Genomic DNA, 14,991 nt, shown 5'->3' with positions numbered 1-14,991 from the left:
ACAGGTGCCCCTATTCAATTTTGATGATCTCTTAAACATAGATACTCATTGCAATTTTTTTAACCTGACTATTCGTGTGCTATTATTGCGCTGTGATAGTAGTACCTGATCCGGATTTGCGTTACAGTTACTCCTGATAATTACCTGAACAGAATGATGATCCCCTTAACATTTACTATTGATAAAAGGAAGAATTACCTGTTAAGTAACTCTTCCGCATGATTGTTTTCAGGTGTTTATTACCAAGGTTCCCCGTTACCGAACGACCAATCCGAGCGGTCAACAAAAACCATGTTGATCATGACGTCATCAGGCCGTACAGATAGCTTACTCTTCAATTCATCAGCTATATAGCGGAAGAAGGCAAGCTTCGAATCTACATTATTTCCTACAGTACTGGTCACTTGGATCAGAATGAAATCAGGCGATCGATCCCAGCCAAGAAAGTTTTGGTCGTAGATTAAATTGTCGGGTGTATGCTCGTTAATGACTATGAAACGGTCGCCATCTGGCGCTTTCAGAACATCTACAATCCCTTTGTAAACGATGTCGGCTACAGTAGCGCGATATTCAGTGGTTTTTCCTTTAAGTAAATCGATACGTGCGAATGGCATAATGTTATCCTCCTAATTGTTTTTTAATACTATTATTTTTATTTTACTGCAATCGTATGACCGATTTGCTGAAACAAATTTGGGGATTTCATGGTTGCTGCAACGAAGGCATATGACACAATTTGAAATTGACATTTGTCACAGCTTTTATATTTTCAATTACCCGGACAGAGAAATTTCGACAGGTTGCTGGAAAATAAAAGCCAGAGATGATTAACCCCTGGCTTTTAGTAGTAGGATATACAGGTTTAACTTCCTGACTTAATTGCAGGCAGTTTGATTTGTATCGTTTGAGGATTATCTTTTGATCCAGCAATGATCTCGAAAGTTACTCCATTCAGGGTAATTGTCCCATCGTCGGTTAGTAAAGCAGTTTCACCGGCAAAAAGATCGGCTAAGCTTAGGTATTTCGCTTCATAATCCCTCAACCAGTTCAGGTTTAGTGTATTGCGGATACGTTGCAAATGAATGAAATTCTCGGCGATCCACACGTTATCAGATTTCTCATATAGATAGGCCTTGTAGTCTTCCAATTCCGGAATATCCCCGAAAACACCTTCCATAATATCCTGCATAGCAATAACACCCAAAAACTTCTTTCCTTCGTCAACAACCATCCCAAAATCAACCTTCTTTTCTTTGAAAATATTAAATACATCCCTTACCGCAGCGTTTTCAGGAACAGCGCAATTATAATTAATACTCTGATGCCATTCGGCAGTTTCATTTAGAAAAAATTCTTTGACATGAAGCACACCGATAATATGAGAAGGATCATCCTGATAAACGGGAAAATAAGAATAAGGGCGCTTCCTGATCGCTTCTATGACCTGTTCCCTTGTCCAGTCATTCGAAAGACAGATGACGATTCGTGCCGGTTTCATGATGTTTCTTGCTTTCAGGTCATCAAAAGCAAATAAATTCTCATGCATCCAGAGCTGTTGTTTACCCAGCAGACCTTGCTTGTAGGCTGTACCCAACATACCTTTTAAATCTTTTTCAGATATTTTTTTATGCCCAGCTTTCTTTATGGATAAGGCAGAGAGAATAAAACGTGTGCTTGCCGTAAGCAATTTTATAAATGGATATAATACTTTGGAGAAGATCACCAAAGACGGTGCAATGGCCAATGACACCCTAAGCGGCATCTGAAGCGCGATAGATTGAGGCACAAGTTCACCGAATACAAGGCTGAGATAAGTAACGGCACCGATGCCAATCACAAGACCTGCAATATGCGCCACAAAGCTGCTCATGCCGAGTAACAGAAACCAGTGATCCAATTGTGCTGCGACCATGCCACCGCCAAAAATCCCCTCCAGTAAGCCCAGTAATGTGGCACCAACCTGTATAGCGCTTAGAAACTCTTCAGGAACTTTGATCAGCTGTAATACCTGGAATGCCTTAGGATTATTTTTACTTTGCTCATCGGCAAGCTCTGCGTTTTTAACAGAGATCAGTGACATTTCTGCTAATGAAAAATAACCATTTAGGATAATGAGTATGATAATAATCATAAAAGCCATAAAGTGTAGATCAATAAATAATAATTAAATATAACAATCTCATGAAGCGGTTTTTATTTTGATTTATCTAAAAATGGGAATAAATCATATTCAAAACATTATCAGATTATCTTTTCGACACAATTTGTTTAAGTGTTTAAAATTACTATATTTGTACCACTATACAATTACCCATGACTGAAAACACCGCCACCAAAGAAGATCTGATCCAGGAGCAAATTCTGCAAGCTGCTAAACAGCTGTTCCTGATGTACGGTCTGGCCAAAGTAACAATGGACGATGTGGCTAAAGCCATTGGTAAAGGAAGGAGCTCACTTTACTATTATTATAAAAGTAAAGATGAAATCCTTGATGCAGTAGTTAATCTTGAACTCAAAGCCATACGTGCAACAATGGCGAAAGCAGTAGATCAGGCAACAACCACCGAAGAAAAAATCAATATTTTCTTTGTCAGTAAACTTAAACTGGTGCGTGAAAAAGGCCCTTTTTTTGATGCCCTGGAATCGGGTATGGATGCTGACGCCATATCAAGTTTCAATGAGGCTAAACTTGTTATTCACCAGGGAACAATCAAATGGGAAGGTACATTGCTGAACAAAATTTTAACTGATGGTATAGCGAATGGTGAATTAAAGGCCATTGAAAAAAACGATCTGGATATCCGGATATTTGTTATGCTTAGTACTTTACACGGTTTAAAACGTGAAATGCGGATGGAGAAAAACGTTCGTGATATTGAACCTGTCATTGATCAATTAACCCAGATGGTCATGCACGGATTATATAAATAAAAAATTTGTTCTGTTTTCGACAAAATAACAAAAAACGTCAAATTGCTTACCCCCATTTAAAATGAAGTCAAACCAAACAGCTGGTACCTTTCGCGCTTTCAGAAATTATAATTACGCTTTGTTTTTTACCGGTCAATCCATATCACAGATCGGCACCTGGATGCAGCGAACGGCTGTAGTTTGGGTAATTTATTCACTTACCCACTCTGCCACAATGATTGGGGTGGCTGTTTTTGCCCAGCAGTTTCCCTCGTTTTTATTATCCCTGTTTGGCGGCGTGGTTGCCGACAGGCACAGCAGGTATAAGATATTGATCATTACCCAAACGGCATCGATGATACAGGCCATATTATTGGCGGCATTGATTTTAACCAATCACTATGTGATCTGGGAAATATTGGCGCTAGGCTCAGTATTGGGAATTATCAATGCCTTTGATATACCTGCAAGACAACCTATGGTGCATGATATGGTTGATGATAAAGCTGATCTGACAAATGCGATTTCATTAAATTCGGCTATGGTGAACATGGCCAGACTGGTAGGCCCGGCTTTATCAGGTATTGTTTTGCAGCAATTTGGTGCAGGCATTTGTTTTATCATTAATGCGGTGAGTTTCATAGCCGTAATTATTTCTCTATTGCTGATGAAGTTCCCGGCATTTCAACCGCCTCTGGTTAAGAAAAAGGTTTTGTCAGAACTAGCAGAAGGTTTTAATTACCTGAAACAAACCCCGGCCATCAGTATGCTCATCCTCCTGCTGACCTGTTTAAGCCTATTGATTTTACCCTATGATACAATGGAAGCAGTTTTTGCTAAAGTCGTTTTCAAAGGAAATGCAGCTACCTACGGCTACATTAGTGGTTGCATTGGTTTTGGCGCATTAATAGGCAGCTTCTTACTGGCTTCGGCAAAAAAGGACATCAATTTAAGAATGGTTCTCCTGCTGAGCATTGCGGTATTGGGCACAGGTTTGATCTTGTTCTCCCGCATGAGCCATTTTGCCATGGCCCTCCCCTTTGCAGTGATATTAGGATTGGGATCAATCACCCCTATGTCTACCAGTATTACCATCATACAGATAGAGGCCGCTCCACAAATGAGGGGCCGGGTAATGAGTTACATGGCCATGGCCTATTTTGGAATGCTGCCCCTGGGAAGTTTAGTAATCGGTACCATCTCTCAAAAAATAGGCGCCCCGCTAACCATGCTTTGCCAGGGAATTATGGCATTATGTATCGCCGCGCTATTCTATAAACTCATATCAAAAGTAAAACCTAACCCAAATCATTAATAATATAACTTTGTCATTTCTTCAGTAAAACAATAAAAAAATGGAACAAAACACTTCAAACACCGCACTTTTAGTAATGGACATGCAGGCCGGTATCGTAGCAATGTTACCTGCAGGCACAACAATTCTTGATAATGTAACTAAAGCGATAGCTACCGCACGCACCAATAATATCCCTGTTATTTATGTAGTAGTAGGCTTCCGTAATGGTGCCCCGGAAATAAGCGAAAAAAGCAGCAAAAACTTTGCCGCCGGCAAAGAGCGTTTTTCAAACGTCGATATGGATGAATTTATGAAAGTGCATCCTGATCTGACACCAGCAGATGGTGAAGTAACTGTAGTTAAACGTCGTGTGAGTGCTTTTACAGGTAGCGATTTAGAAGTAATATTGCGGGCTTTTGGTATCCAGCATCTGGTATTAACGGGCATTGCTACCAGTGGCGTAGTACTGTCTACTTTACGCGAAGCAGCCGATAAGGATTATCAGTTAAGCGTTTTAGCAGACTGTTGTGCAGACCGTGATGAGGAAGTTCACCGCGTGCTGACCACCAAAATTTTCGCTAATCAGGCAGAGGTAATCAACGTTGACGAGTGGCTTACAAAATAGCTATCCTAAAAAAGACGGCAATTCCCGAATTGAGAATTGCCGTCTTTTCAAAATTATTCTTAGAAAAGGTGAGCCTGGATTGAATAAAAACTATTTGACAGACCTTTATATTGATGCAGGCTTAAGAAATGATTGAAGTATCTGCAATAACATCAAAGGTTGTTCCTCAGGTATGAAATGCCCACAATTTACTACGTTTTTAAAACTCCAGTTTTCTGATAAGGCAACTGCAACGTCTTTCATCAGATCACCCACCGCAAATTCGCCACCAATAGCCAACACTGGAAGAGGCAATTTCCGTAACAAGTTTTTATTAATTTGCACACTTTCGTTATAATTCCGGTAATAGCCAAACCCGCTGGAAAGTTTGTCTTTATATAATTGTGCATAATAATCGATATCACTTTCTGTAATAGCCGTTTTGATATGACTTTTGTTGGTGAAAAACCACGAAAAGTATTCTTTTTCGCGTCCTCGAATTAAGAACTCCGGAAGGTCTGCTACGGCATGAAAATAAAAATGCCATGCTTTTTTGTGATTTTGGAAAGAGAAAAATGCATCTGGCAGAATCCCCGGAATACCTGCATCAATCAATACTAAAGACCTTAAATCTTCTGGATACTTTAAAGCATAGGAAGTTGATACCCAGCTTCCAATATCGTGCGAAACCAAATTGAAATGAGAGACGCCCAGGGCTAGGACTATTTTACGGATCCACGCTGCAACAGAGCCCGTGTCACATTGGTCTAAACCATCACTTTCTCCAAGGCCAGGCAAGTCAATAGCCAAAATATAATAATCTTCTACTAAGCCGGGGATGATCTTTTCCCATATTTTAGACGTTTCGGGCCATCCGTGCAAAAACAAAATCGCGGGTTTATCTTTTTGGCCTTCTTTATAATAAGCAAACTGTTTTCCTTCCAGCTCTATATGTTGCATTTTCATATCCTTAACTCTTTTGGTAATTTTGTAAAATTGGGACAACTATTCTATAAAAACAGTGTAGATTTACTTCTTTATGATGTAGATATATTTCTTTGCCTATTCCCTAACCTATGAAACTTGTCCAATTTTTACCGCTGGTGATTGAAGATTATGAAGATGGTGTGCAGCACTTTCCTAAACACAGCCACACTTATTATGAATTGATATATATCCATAGTGGCGCAGGTACACATATCCTTAATGAAAAGCCATTTCTTTATAGTGCAGGAGATGTTTACCTCATCTCGCCGGCAGACCATCACGTTTTTGAAGTAGAGACAGTAACCCATTTCACCATCATAAAATTTACGTTTAATTATATTACCATGCACCCCGCTTTTAATGCCGACCTAAAACTACCCGACCGGATAAAAGAGATGATGCATAACGTTTGGATAAAATATAATAAAATTCAACTAAAAGGTCCCTATAGCCAGATTATTAAACGCACAATCATGAATATGATAGATGCACAGCGCATGCAACTTTCTCTTAACGATGCCTGGATATATCATCAATTTCTATCCCTGATAGACATTGTGCGCAGCAATATTTATCAAACTTTAGGAAAACAGCCGCCCTCTGCTCATATGGATCATCTTATCGATTACATCCATGAGAATATCTATCAGCCTGAATTGTTACTGATTAAGAACATTGCAAATCGGTTTCATATTTCAGAAAGCTATTTTAGCAATTTTTTCAAGAAAACATATGGTCAGTCGTACCGCGACTATAGCCAGAATTATAAAATAAACCTGATTGAAAACCGCTTGATGAACTCCAATACCAACATAAAGAAAATAGCCAAAGAATTTGGCTTTCACGATAGCAGCCATTTTCACCAGTTCTATAAGTCTATGAGGGGTGATAGTCCAATTAATTTCAGGAAAAAAAATTGCGACTAACTTCCGTCAAAAAAAAGCCCTTACCAGTTAATTGATAAGGGCTCAGTCATTTCACAGATAGACTGGAAAATGTGATTGTTCAAATCATTAGTAGAACAGGTGAGGACAGGAATTGTTTCCAAAAAAATAAACGATAAATTTCTACAGAAAAAAACTATAAGAGACCAATCTTGTTAAGCAACTTATTTTACCGGAACAAAGCTTATGAATATCATAGAAACTCTTAAAGCAAAAATAGATTTGCTCATTGATGAAAATAAGGAGTTGAATGAAATTTGTAAAACAGCAACAATCAATGATGCAGCTTCAAAGGCTTATGAAGAAAGCCAGGTCCGTTTTCAAACAGTTTTTGAATGCTCGAGTCTTGGAAATAAAATCATCTCTTCAGACCTGAAGATTATGGAAGTTAATGCAGCAATGCTCAAAGTATTGGGCTACAAAACCAAAGATGAGATTATAGGAACCAGGATATTTGATTATGTACCCGAAGAATATCAAAAAGATTGGAGAATACTACAGCAAAACTTATGGAATAAGAAAACACCCTCCTTCAGCCTGGAAACATGTTTAATGAAAAAAGATGGTACGGTAATCTGGTGCAGGGTAACTTCCATTTTATTTACCGACCAGGGGGAAACATTAGGATATACCATTATCGAAGATATTTCTGAACAACATAAGCTAAGACAACAGAAAGAAGAATTTATTAGTGTGGCAAGTCATGAGCTCAAAACACCAATCACCAGTTTATATGCGAGTTTACAGGTAATGAACAAGCTGTTGAGTAAAGCACCAGGGATTGACGAAAGAATTATTTCTATAGGTAAAAAGACAGAATTGCATACCATAAAATTAACTAACCTGGTGCACGACCTGCTAAATACCACAAAAATCGAACAAGGACAACTGGCATTGAACAAATCTATATTTAAGCTTTCTGATGTCATTGATGGATGCTGCAGCCATGTTGAACTGGAAGGGAAATATTACCTGACCTTTAAAGGCGACCATCACCTGGAGGTTTTTGCTGACGAACAGAAGATAAACCAGGTACTAATTAACCTGATCAATAACGCGATGAAATATGCACCCGATGTAAAAGAAATCATAGTACAAGTTCAAAAAATGGAAAAATGTGTTAAAGTAATGGTTATTGACCAGGGACCGGGAATTCCGGAGGATAGCCTTTCCAAACTTTTCGAGCGCTATTTCAGGGTGAAAAGTGAAGAAAGTACAACATCGGGCCTTGGACTTGGGTTGTATATCTCTGCTGAGATTATCAAAAGGCATGGGGGAAGTATGGGTGTAAAAAGTGAAATCGGAAAGGGATCTCAATTCTGGTTTACCCTCCCCGATGCCGCAGGCTCAGAATATTATTAGTCTTCCAGGATATATTTGCCTTTGGGTAATTCAACATAAAAAGTACTGCCTTTCCCCTCTTCACTTTCAAACCAGATCCTGCCATCATGGGCTTCTGTGAGCAGCTTAACAATCCACATCCCCAAGCCAACCGGAGACTGCCCGTCTATGGCGTCCCTGCCAGCTGTGGTGTATTTATTGAATAATACCGGCTGCAGGCTTTTTGGGATGCCAATTCCATTATCGCTTACAGTTACCAAAAAAGATTCCTCTAATTTTTCTATATGGATCTTGACCTCGCCATTTTCTGGGGTAAATTTGATTGCATTTGAAACCAAATTATTTAATATCTGAACAAATTGCATACTATCAATTTCTGCGTAGATTTTATCATGTGAATAAGTGAGCCTGATAGTTTTTTTAATTTCTGCCTGGGCTTTGATATAAACATCAAGCACTTCATGCACTTCCCATACTACATTTAATCTTTCTTTACTGAGCTGCACTTCGGCAGTTTCTAATATTTCTCTTTTCAGCAAGGATTGGATCAGCTCCATATTGCGGTTGGCCAGGTCGATGATCATGGTACTCAATTTGCGGATTTCATGATCATCCGGCTCAGGCAACCGGTTAGAAATAATGGAGGCCAGCATTTTAACCGTTCCCAAAGGGCCTCTTAAGTCATGGGACAAGATTTCGAGTGTTGAGTTTTTCCAGCCATTTATTCTCTGCATATTAAAAATGCTGTTTTTACGCATCGTATCATCTTCTGCAGAGCCACTCAGGTAACGCACCTTACCTTCTTCTATGATGGGATAAATTTTAGCACGGATCCATCGCTCTGTTTGATCAGGACGAATAATTCTGAAATTGAGCAGGCTGCTTCCTGTTCTGGTGAGCAGATATTTTAGGCTTTCCCTGATATAATCCAGGTCTTCCTGATGTACAATATCCAGCAGTTTATGCGGATCCTGAATGCAGGAATCCTTTTTTATTTTGGCAATGTATTCCAACGCATCATTAAAGTATAAAAAAACAAAATTATAAGGATCAAATATGAAAATCACTTCTTCAGAATGATCATTCATGTGCTTTAAGATTTCAAGTACTTTGTTTTCCATTTTGTATAATACGATATTGAAGGTGTAGAAACTAATAAAGATAAGTATATTATTGTATAATTACTGTGCCAGAATAATGAAACTATTGATGCAGGAAACCAGATTAGGGTTGCATGGTTTAAACAGATAGCCTGATTACTTCAGCCAGGGCTACAGGAATAGTAAAAGCATCTTTTAACTGGATAGAACGGTGCCTGGCCAGCAAGATGCGGATTACTCCGCCATGGGTAACTACTGCCACCCGCTGGTAAGGCTGTTGCAATACATGATTCCAGAAATCCAGAATGCGCTCTTCCATTTGCAGCATCGTTTCGCCATTTGGCGGGGAAAGATGAACAAAATCGTTCATCCACCGGTCGGAATCCTGACGGTTGATCGTATCCCATGTTTTTCCTTCCCAGTCGCCAAAGTTAAGTTCTTTCAAAGCTTCATCTTCCTGATAGGCAGGAGAAATAGCTGCTGCAAGGCGGGCACATCTGATAGAAGGACTTGAGTAAACCCCATCTATAACAGGCGGCAGCTGCCAGAGCACAGTTTCTTTTTCTTCTTCAAAAGTTTCGGCCAGTGGAACATCCAGGTGTCCATAGATCAATCCTTTTTGAATAAGCGGTGTAGTATGCCTGATCAGGTAAATTTCCATAACAGGATATAAGAAAGATAAATGGTTACTTCGGTGAGTTGCTGTACAGCACCCAGGCAATCGCCCGTGTAACCGCCAATCCATTTTTTAAAATAACCGCCCAGGTAAAAACTTAATAAAATAACAGGAACAATGACCAGCGCCATTAAAGGTCTGGATGTATAACAGATCAATGCGAACAAAGGCAATAAGGTAAAACAGCCTGCTAAAATCAAATTGACCGGCCTTCCCTTTTCTACGGCACCGCTGGCTTTGCTTTCGGCAATACGGGCATAACTGTGGTTAAAAACTACGGTAATCGCCGCAAACCTGCTCAGGGAATGTGCCACTACGAACAGCCCGGTAATGCAGATGAAATCCATTGGTTGTGTTGCTGCCCCCAGCAACTGCTGCAATGCCATAAATTTAATACCCAGCAATAAGATCAGCCCGGTTACCCCATAGGTTCCTAAACGGCTGTCTTTCATAATATCCAGGATCTTTTCTTTGGTCCATCCGCCTCCAAATCCATCACATACATCGGCAAATCCATCTTCGTGAAAAGCGCCGGTCATTAATATAGTAGCGGCCATGGATAAAAATACAGCAATGGAAAGTCCAAATAAATAACTTGAACAGAAAAAAACGGCAGCAGCCAACAAACCTGCTATCCAGCCAATTACTGGTAGGTACCTAATGGAATCAGGCAGCTGACCGGCGGGATCCTGATGTGCAGATGCTGGTGCAGGCAAACGGGAATAAAAGGTAAGTGCCGTAAAAAAAAGCCGTATTTCTTTTTTCATTGTTTCAAAAATAATGGAATTCCGGAGACAATAAATACAGCTTCTTTAGACTTTGCTGCAACATACTGATTTGCCCATCCCTGCAGATCGGCAAACTGACGCCCTAAGGCCGTTTCCGCGTGCATACCCATTCCCAATTCGTTCGAAATAATGATAAAAGTACCGGGCAAAATGGCGAGCTGATCTATCTCTTTTTTAAAATCTGACAGTGAAAGTTCGATGTCATTATCCCGCTCCATGAAAAAATTCGTGAGCCAAAGCGTTACGCAATCGATCACTACGGTACGGTTATCCAGCGGAAGCAGATGCAGGTCGCGATAAGCCTCGAAGGTTGTCCATTCCGGCCCTCGGTCATCCTGGTGACGCTTTACCCTGGCTTTAAAATCTTCATCCCAGATCTTCGCCGTAGCTACATAAACCGGATCGGCACAAATCTCCAGGGCACGCTGCTGCGCATAAGCACTTTTACCGCTCCTTACCCCTCCTGTTACAAAAATGAGCATACAGATTAAGGTTTAGTTGCCGGGTCTGTAGTTTTGTAACGCTTGTAAAGGAAAAGCTGCCATTTCTCTTCTGCTACGCCCGCCTTGTCCATTTCTGCACGTGATAAGGTAAAGAACAGGTCAGAAAGTCGGTTGATATAAGCCGGAATGGTTTCATTTACTTCATCAGTTTTGATCAGGCTGGTTAACCTGCGTTCACCTCTTCTCATTTGCGTTCTTACCATATGGCATAAAGCAGAGATTTCATTTCCTCCCGGCAGAATAAAATAATCTGAAGGGTGGGTCATGGCACTTTCCAGTTCATCGATCCAGGTCTCGCAGAACACAGGACCGTCTTCCGGCATAGGATTGGTATTGATCTTAGTGGTATCAGAAGGACGCGCAAGGTGAGACATCATGTCCATCATATCTTTCTGGATCTTATGCAGATTGGGTTGCCATTCATGTGTATTGCCCAGTTTTACCCTAAGCATACCGATAGTAGAATTTACTTCATCCAGCGTGCCAATACATTCTACACGTACATTATCTTTATCTACACGTTTGCCCCCGAAAAGTCCGGTTGTCCCTTTGTCGCCTTTTTTGGTATATATCTTCATTTTGTAGCTATTTTTTATTCTAAATTTTTATTCGATGAATCCTGCAACAGCAGTAGCAATTCAGTGATGGAATGACAAATGCCAGATTCATTATTTTGCATTACGATCCATAAAGTTTCACCAGTTTCGGTAGAAATGATGATGCTTTGCTCCTGATCAGCTAAAATACGATAACCCTTTCTGTTCAGTGCTTTTTTGGTCCAGAAAGCAGCTGCACCGGTTCCTTCTACAGTGATAGCTTTTGCCAGGGATTGATGTAATGGAAAAGTGCCGGTAGCGATATCAAACTCAATTCCGTCTTTATCAAAGGCCTGTTGAAAAGCCCCGTTTAAGATCAGTTCTTCAGGTAGTCCGGCAGCGAAATGGCTGCCGCTGCTCATGAGCCAGATAAAATCGGCCGACTGTAAGGCCAGGTCGAGCTCATGGGTAGAAATCAAAATAGCCTTCCCTGTTTCCTTCGCCAGCTGGTGGAGCAACCGCATTAGCTGGATACGGCTAGGCAGGTCAAGATGAGCTGTAGGTTCATCCAGCATGATCAACGGAGTGTCCTGTGCAATCGCGCGGGCCAGCATTACTTTCTGACATTCGCCGTCACTAAGGCTATCCATCTTCCTGTTCAGAAATTCACTTGTCCCGGTCACTTTGATGGCATAATCAATGGCTTGCTTATCCTCCTCACTTAATGTACCTAACCATCCGGAATGCGGGTAACGCCCCAGGGAAATTAAAGCATATACATCCAGGTTACCGGAACGAACATTATCTGTAAGGACAAGGCTGATTTTTTTGGCTATTTGCGTAGGTTTGAGCTGTGTAAGTTCTTCACCGTCCAATTTAACAGTCCCCTGCAGCGAAGGTTGTAAGCCTGCAATTGTCCGTAATAAGGTAGATTTACCAGATCCATTAGGCCCCAGCAAACAAACCAGCTCACCAGCATAAAGGTTGAGGTTTAAGGTGCCGGCCACACCCTTGGCATTTTTTTTTCCTGCCTGGTAACCAACAACAAGGTTATCGGTATGTAATATGGGCGTTTTTCCGGCCATCAGAACCCCCTTAACTTATTAGGCCCCGCAATGATCCAGATCACCACTGGCGAACCAATCAGCGCAGTGATCACGTTAATAGGCAATACGGTCTGGCTTCCGGGTAATTGTGCAATAATATCACAGCAGAGCATAAGTAATGTACCGATGAGGCAACAGGCCGGAATTAAGATCCGGTGGCTGGAAGTTTGAAAGATAGCACGTGCCAGATGCGGCACGGCAATACCGATAAAGCCTATTGGCCCGCAAAAGGCAGTGATGCCCCCGGCAAGAATACTGGTGCTGCCGATAATGAGGAGGCGGGCACGCTTGACGGTTAAACCCATACTGCGGGCGTAATTGTCGCCTAGTAACAAAGCATCCAGCAATTTGGACGACAAAAATGAAAGTAGCAATCCTGCCAGCACAACCACAGCCAGGATAAGCAGCTGGTTGCCTGTTACGCCGCCCAGCGAACCGAAAGTCCATATCAGGTAATCCTTAATTAGTTCCGGGGCACTAAAGTATTGCCAGATACTTATGACAGACAGGGTAATATTACCGATCATTACACCTACAATAAGCACAACTACATTGTCTTTTAAGGAAGAAGAGAGGGATACAATGAGCACCATTACTAAGGCTGCACCCAAAGAAGCAGCCAGGATAATTAACCAACTCCCAGAAATACCCAGTGCCTGGATGGTATAGATAGTGGTGATACTTCCCGCAGAAAGCATTACCAGTGCTACGCCAAGGCTTGCTCCGGCGGTAATACCCAGTACTGAAGGGTCTGCCAGCGGATTTCTGAACAGCGTTTGCATTTGCAGGCCGCTTACTGAAAGTCCGCAGCCCACAATGATAGCTGTTAATGCTTTGGGTAGCCTGATCTTTTCAATGATATAAGTCCAGGTGGCGTTATCTGAATGTGGCGTAAACAATACCCTTACCACTTCCTTTACAGGAATATGTACTGATCCCAGGGCCACATCCAGTAGAAATGCGGCCAGCAACAGGAAAAGTAACAGGGAAACTTTGAGTTTGTTCAATGCCGTAGAATTAGTTTAGTTTTTTATAATAAACCAGGTGATGGTTGGGCAGCAGATCGGGATGGAGGATAAAGATCAGATCGGCCAGAACCACATCCGGGTTAACCGCACCAGATTCCCAAAAGTCGTTTGCCCCCAGGCTGTTTACTTTTCCATTATTGTTAAACAGGTTGCCATTTTTAAAGGGCTTAAAATCTGCATAGCGAACATCAATGGCCTGTACGTCTTTTTTGGTATTCACCTCGCCCAGGTTAAGCCAAAAGTCGGCCTTTAATGCTACAGGGGCCACGGTCTCGAAATTGAGGGCTAAGCTCCCCTTTTCTTTGGTATTTGCCCACTGATAAGCGGCACCGGCATCTTTAAAAAATTGCACCATATAACTATCGCCATCAGGCACATACCAGGTTCCTTTGTAAGGCATTCCGCTAACCACAGACGGCTTGCTTACCGCTTTCTGTCCCATTGCTGCCAAACGGGTATAAGCGGTTTCTATGCGTTTAAATTTCGCATTTACCGAATCTTCTTTGTCCATCAGCGCAGCCATTAGTTTTACCCATTCGGCACGCCCTAGCGGGGTAGTTTCCAGCCATTCTGAGTTGAGCATCACAGGCACCCCCGCCCCGGTTAAGGTGGCATAAGCACTGAATTTTGCAGCCGGATTTCCAGTTACCATCACTAATCCCGGTTTCATGGTGATCAGCATTTCGTTGTTCATGGTACCCTCCGTTCCTACTTCTTTGATTTTGCCTGCGGCGATGTTTTTCCTGACTATAGCCGAGGTGATATATTGAAAACTACCTAAGCCGGTAATGGCATCAGCACTACCTGCAAATTCAGCAAGGGCCACATGCATTGAAGAAGTAGCAACGAGGCTTTTGACAGGGATTTCTATCAGCTGTGCTTTGTTGTAACCTTCGGGAGCTTTGGTCCCCCGGGGAACCAGCACATATCGGGTAGTATCTGTAGCAGTACCACTGCCGCTGTAAATGCTGACAAGCTTGTAATGATCGTAATAATCGATGCCAAAACCTTTGGCGTATTTGATAGTTGCACTGCCTGTTTTTGCTGCACGGTGTTGTTTAGCTGCCGGAGTACGTTTACAGGAAACAGTACAAAACAGCATAACCAGTAAACAGGAAAGTATTCCTGCCGGAGAAGAGTTTATTTTTTTCATCATCATCATTGGCCTTTC

Annotated in this window: 16 protein-coding genes; 5 read left to right on the top strand and 11 right to left on the bottom strand. The window is 41.6% G+C overall.

Features of this window, described 5'->3' with window-relative positions; translation table 11 throughout:
* Positions 1–239 precede the first annotated feature (239 nt).
* Both GSQ84_RS25040 and GSQ84_RS25035 read right to left on the bottom strand, forming a co-directional pair.
* Entirely contained in the window at positions 240–614 is a 375-nt protein-coding gene (locus GSQ84_RS25040) for a tautomerase family protein (protein WP_158800105.1), read from the bottom strand.
* A 248-nt stretch (positions 615–862) separates the two neighbouring features.
* Complete coding sequence (locus GSQ84_RS25035; protein ID WP_158800104.1) at positions 863–2,131, bottom strand: hemolysin family protein; 1,269 nt, start codon at positions 2,129–2,131, stop codon at positions 863–865.
* A gap of 182 nt (positions 2,132–2,313) precedes the next feature.
* Here GSQ84_RS25035 and GSQ84_RS25030 point away from each other — a divergent pair, with 182 nt between their 5' ends.
* The 3 genes from GSQ84_RS25030 (at position 2,314) to GSQ84_RS25020 (ending at position 4,832) form a co-directional block, all read left to right on the top strand.
* Positions 2,314–2,931: a TetR/AcrR family transcriptional regulator gene (locus GSQ84_RS25030; RefSeq protein WP_158800103.1), complete on the top strand. Its 618-nt coding sequence runs from the start codon at positions 2,314–2,316 to the stop codon at positions 2,929–2,931.
* A gap of 61 nt (positions 2,932–2,992) precedes the next feature.
* The gene (locus GSQ84_RS25025) at positions 2,993–4,225 is read left to right on the top strand and encodes an MFS transporter (protein ID WP_158800102.1); all 1,233 of its coding nucleotides are present in this window, start codon (positions 2,993–2,995) and stop codon (positions 4,223–4,225) included.
* Between the two features lie 40 nt (positions 4,226–4,265).
* Positions 4,266–4,832, top strand: a complete 567-nt coding sequence (locus GSQ84_RS25020; RefSeq protein ID WP_158800101.1) for a cysteine hydrolase family protein — start codon at positions 4,266–4,268, stop codon at positions 4,830–4,832.
* Positions 4,833–4,937: 105 nt separating this feature from the next.
* Here GSQ84_RS25020 and GSQ84_RS25015 read toward each other — a convergent pair whose 3' ends face one another.
* Positions 4,938–5,777, bottom strand: a complete 840-nt coding sequence (locus GSQ84_RS25015; RefSeq protein ID WP_158800100.1) for an alpha/beta fold hydrolase — start codon at positions 5,775–5,777, stop codon at positions 4,938–4,940.
* 110 nt (positions 5,778–5,887) lie between these two features.
* Here GSQ84_RS25015 and GSQ84_RS25010 point away from each other — a divergent pair, with 110 nt between their 5' ends.
* Positions 5,888–6,724, top strand: a complete 837-nt coding sequence (locus tag GSQ84_RS25010) for an AraC family transcriptional regulator (RefSeq protein ID WP_158800099.1) — start codon at positions 5,888–5,890, stop codon at positions 6,722–6,724.
* Between the two features lie 204 nt (positions 6,725–6,928).
* Entirely contained in the window at positions 6,929–8,104 is a 1,176-nt protein-coding gene (locus tag GSQ84_RS25005) for an ATP-binding protein (RefSeq protein WP_158800098.1), read from the top strand.
* On the opposite strand, the gene GSQ84_RS25000 is transcribed toward GSQ84_RS25005, so the two are convergent.
* From GSQ84_RS25000 to GSQ84_RS24965, 8 genes are all read right to left on the bottom strand, one after another.
* On the bottom strand, positions 8,101–9,204 hold the full coding sequence (locus tag GSQ84_RS25000; RefSeq protein WP_158800097.1) for a PAS domain-containing protein: 1,104 nt from the start codon (positions 9,202–9,204) through the stop codon (positions 8,101–8,103). The two genes, GSQ84_RS25005 and GSQ84_RS25000, sit on opposite strands and share 4 nt — an antisense overlap.
* A 118-nt stretch (positions 9,205–9,322) precedes the next feature.
* A complete protein-coding gene (gene cobC, locus GSQ84_RS24995) occupies positions 9,323–9,844 on the bottom strand; it encodes an alpha-ribazole phosphatase (RefSeq protein WP_158800096.1) in 522 nt (173 codons plus the stop codon).
* On the bottom strand, positions 9,829–10,626 hold the full coding sequence (locus tag GSQ84_RS24990) for an adenosylcobinamide-GDP ribazoletransferase (RefSeq protein WP_158800095.1): 798 nt from the start codon (positions 10,624–10,626) through the stop codon (positions 9,829–9,831). The genes cobC and GSQ84_RS24990 overlap by 16 nt, the downstream gene beginning before the upstream one ends.
* Positions 10,623–11,129, bottom strand: coding sequence for a bifunctional adenosylcobinamide kinase/adenosylcobinamide-phosphate guanylyltransferase (locus GSQ84_RS24985; protein ID WP_174238693.1), 507 nt, complete (start codon positions 11,127–11,129; stop codon positions 10,623–10,625). Before GSQ84_RS24985 ends, GSQ84_RS24990 begins: the two co-directional genes overlap by 4 nt.
* Positions 11,130–11,134: 5 nt before the next feature.
* A complete protein-coding gene (locus GSQ84_RS24980) occupies positions 11,135–11,728 on the bottom strand; it encodes a cob(I)yrinic acid a,c-diamide adenosyltransferase (protein ID WP_158800094.1) in 594 nt (197 codons plus the stop codon).
* 14 nt (positions 11,729–11,742) lie between these two features.
* Positions 11,743–12,771 (bottom strand): ABC transporter ATP-binding protein, encoded by a 1,029-nt coding sequence (locus GSQ84_RS24975; RefSeq protein WP_158800093.1) that lies wholly within the window; start codon positions 12,769–12,771, stop codon positions 11,743–11,745.
* A complete protein-coding gene (locus GSQ84_RS24970; protein ID WP_158800092.1) occupies positions 12,771–13,799 on the bottom strand; it encodes an iron ABC transporter permease in 1,029 nt (342 codons plus the stop codon). Before GSQ84_RS24970 ends, GSQ84_RS24975 begins: the two co-directional genes overlap by 1 nt.
* Positions 13,800–13,809: 10 nt before the next feature.
* Entirely contained in the window at positions 13,810–14,973 is a 1,164-nt protein-coding gene (locus tag GSQ84_RS24965; protein WP_158800398.1) for an ABC transporter substrate-binding protein, read from the bottom strand.
* Positions 14,974–14,991 lie beyond the last annotated feature (18 nt).

Origin of the sequence: Pedobacter sp. L105 (genome assembly GCF_009765875.1) — a bacterium.
Classification (GTDB): domain Bacteria; phylum Bacteroidota; class Bacteroidia; order Sphingobacteriales; family Sphingobacteriaceae; genus Pedobacter.
This window is presented reverse-complemented; position numbering and strand designations above follow the sequence as displayed.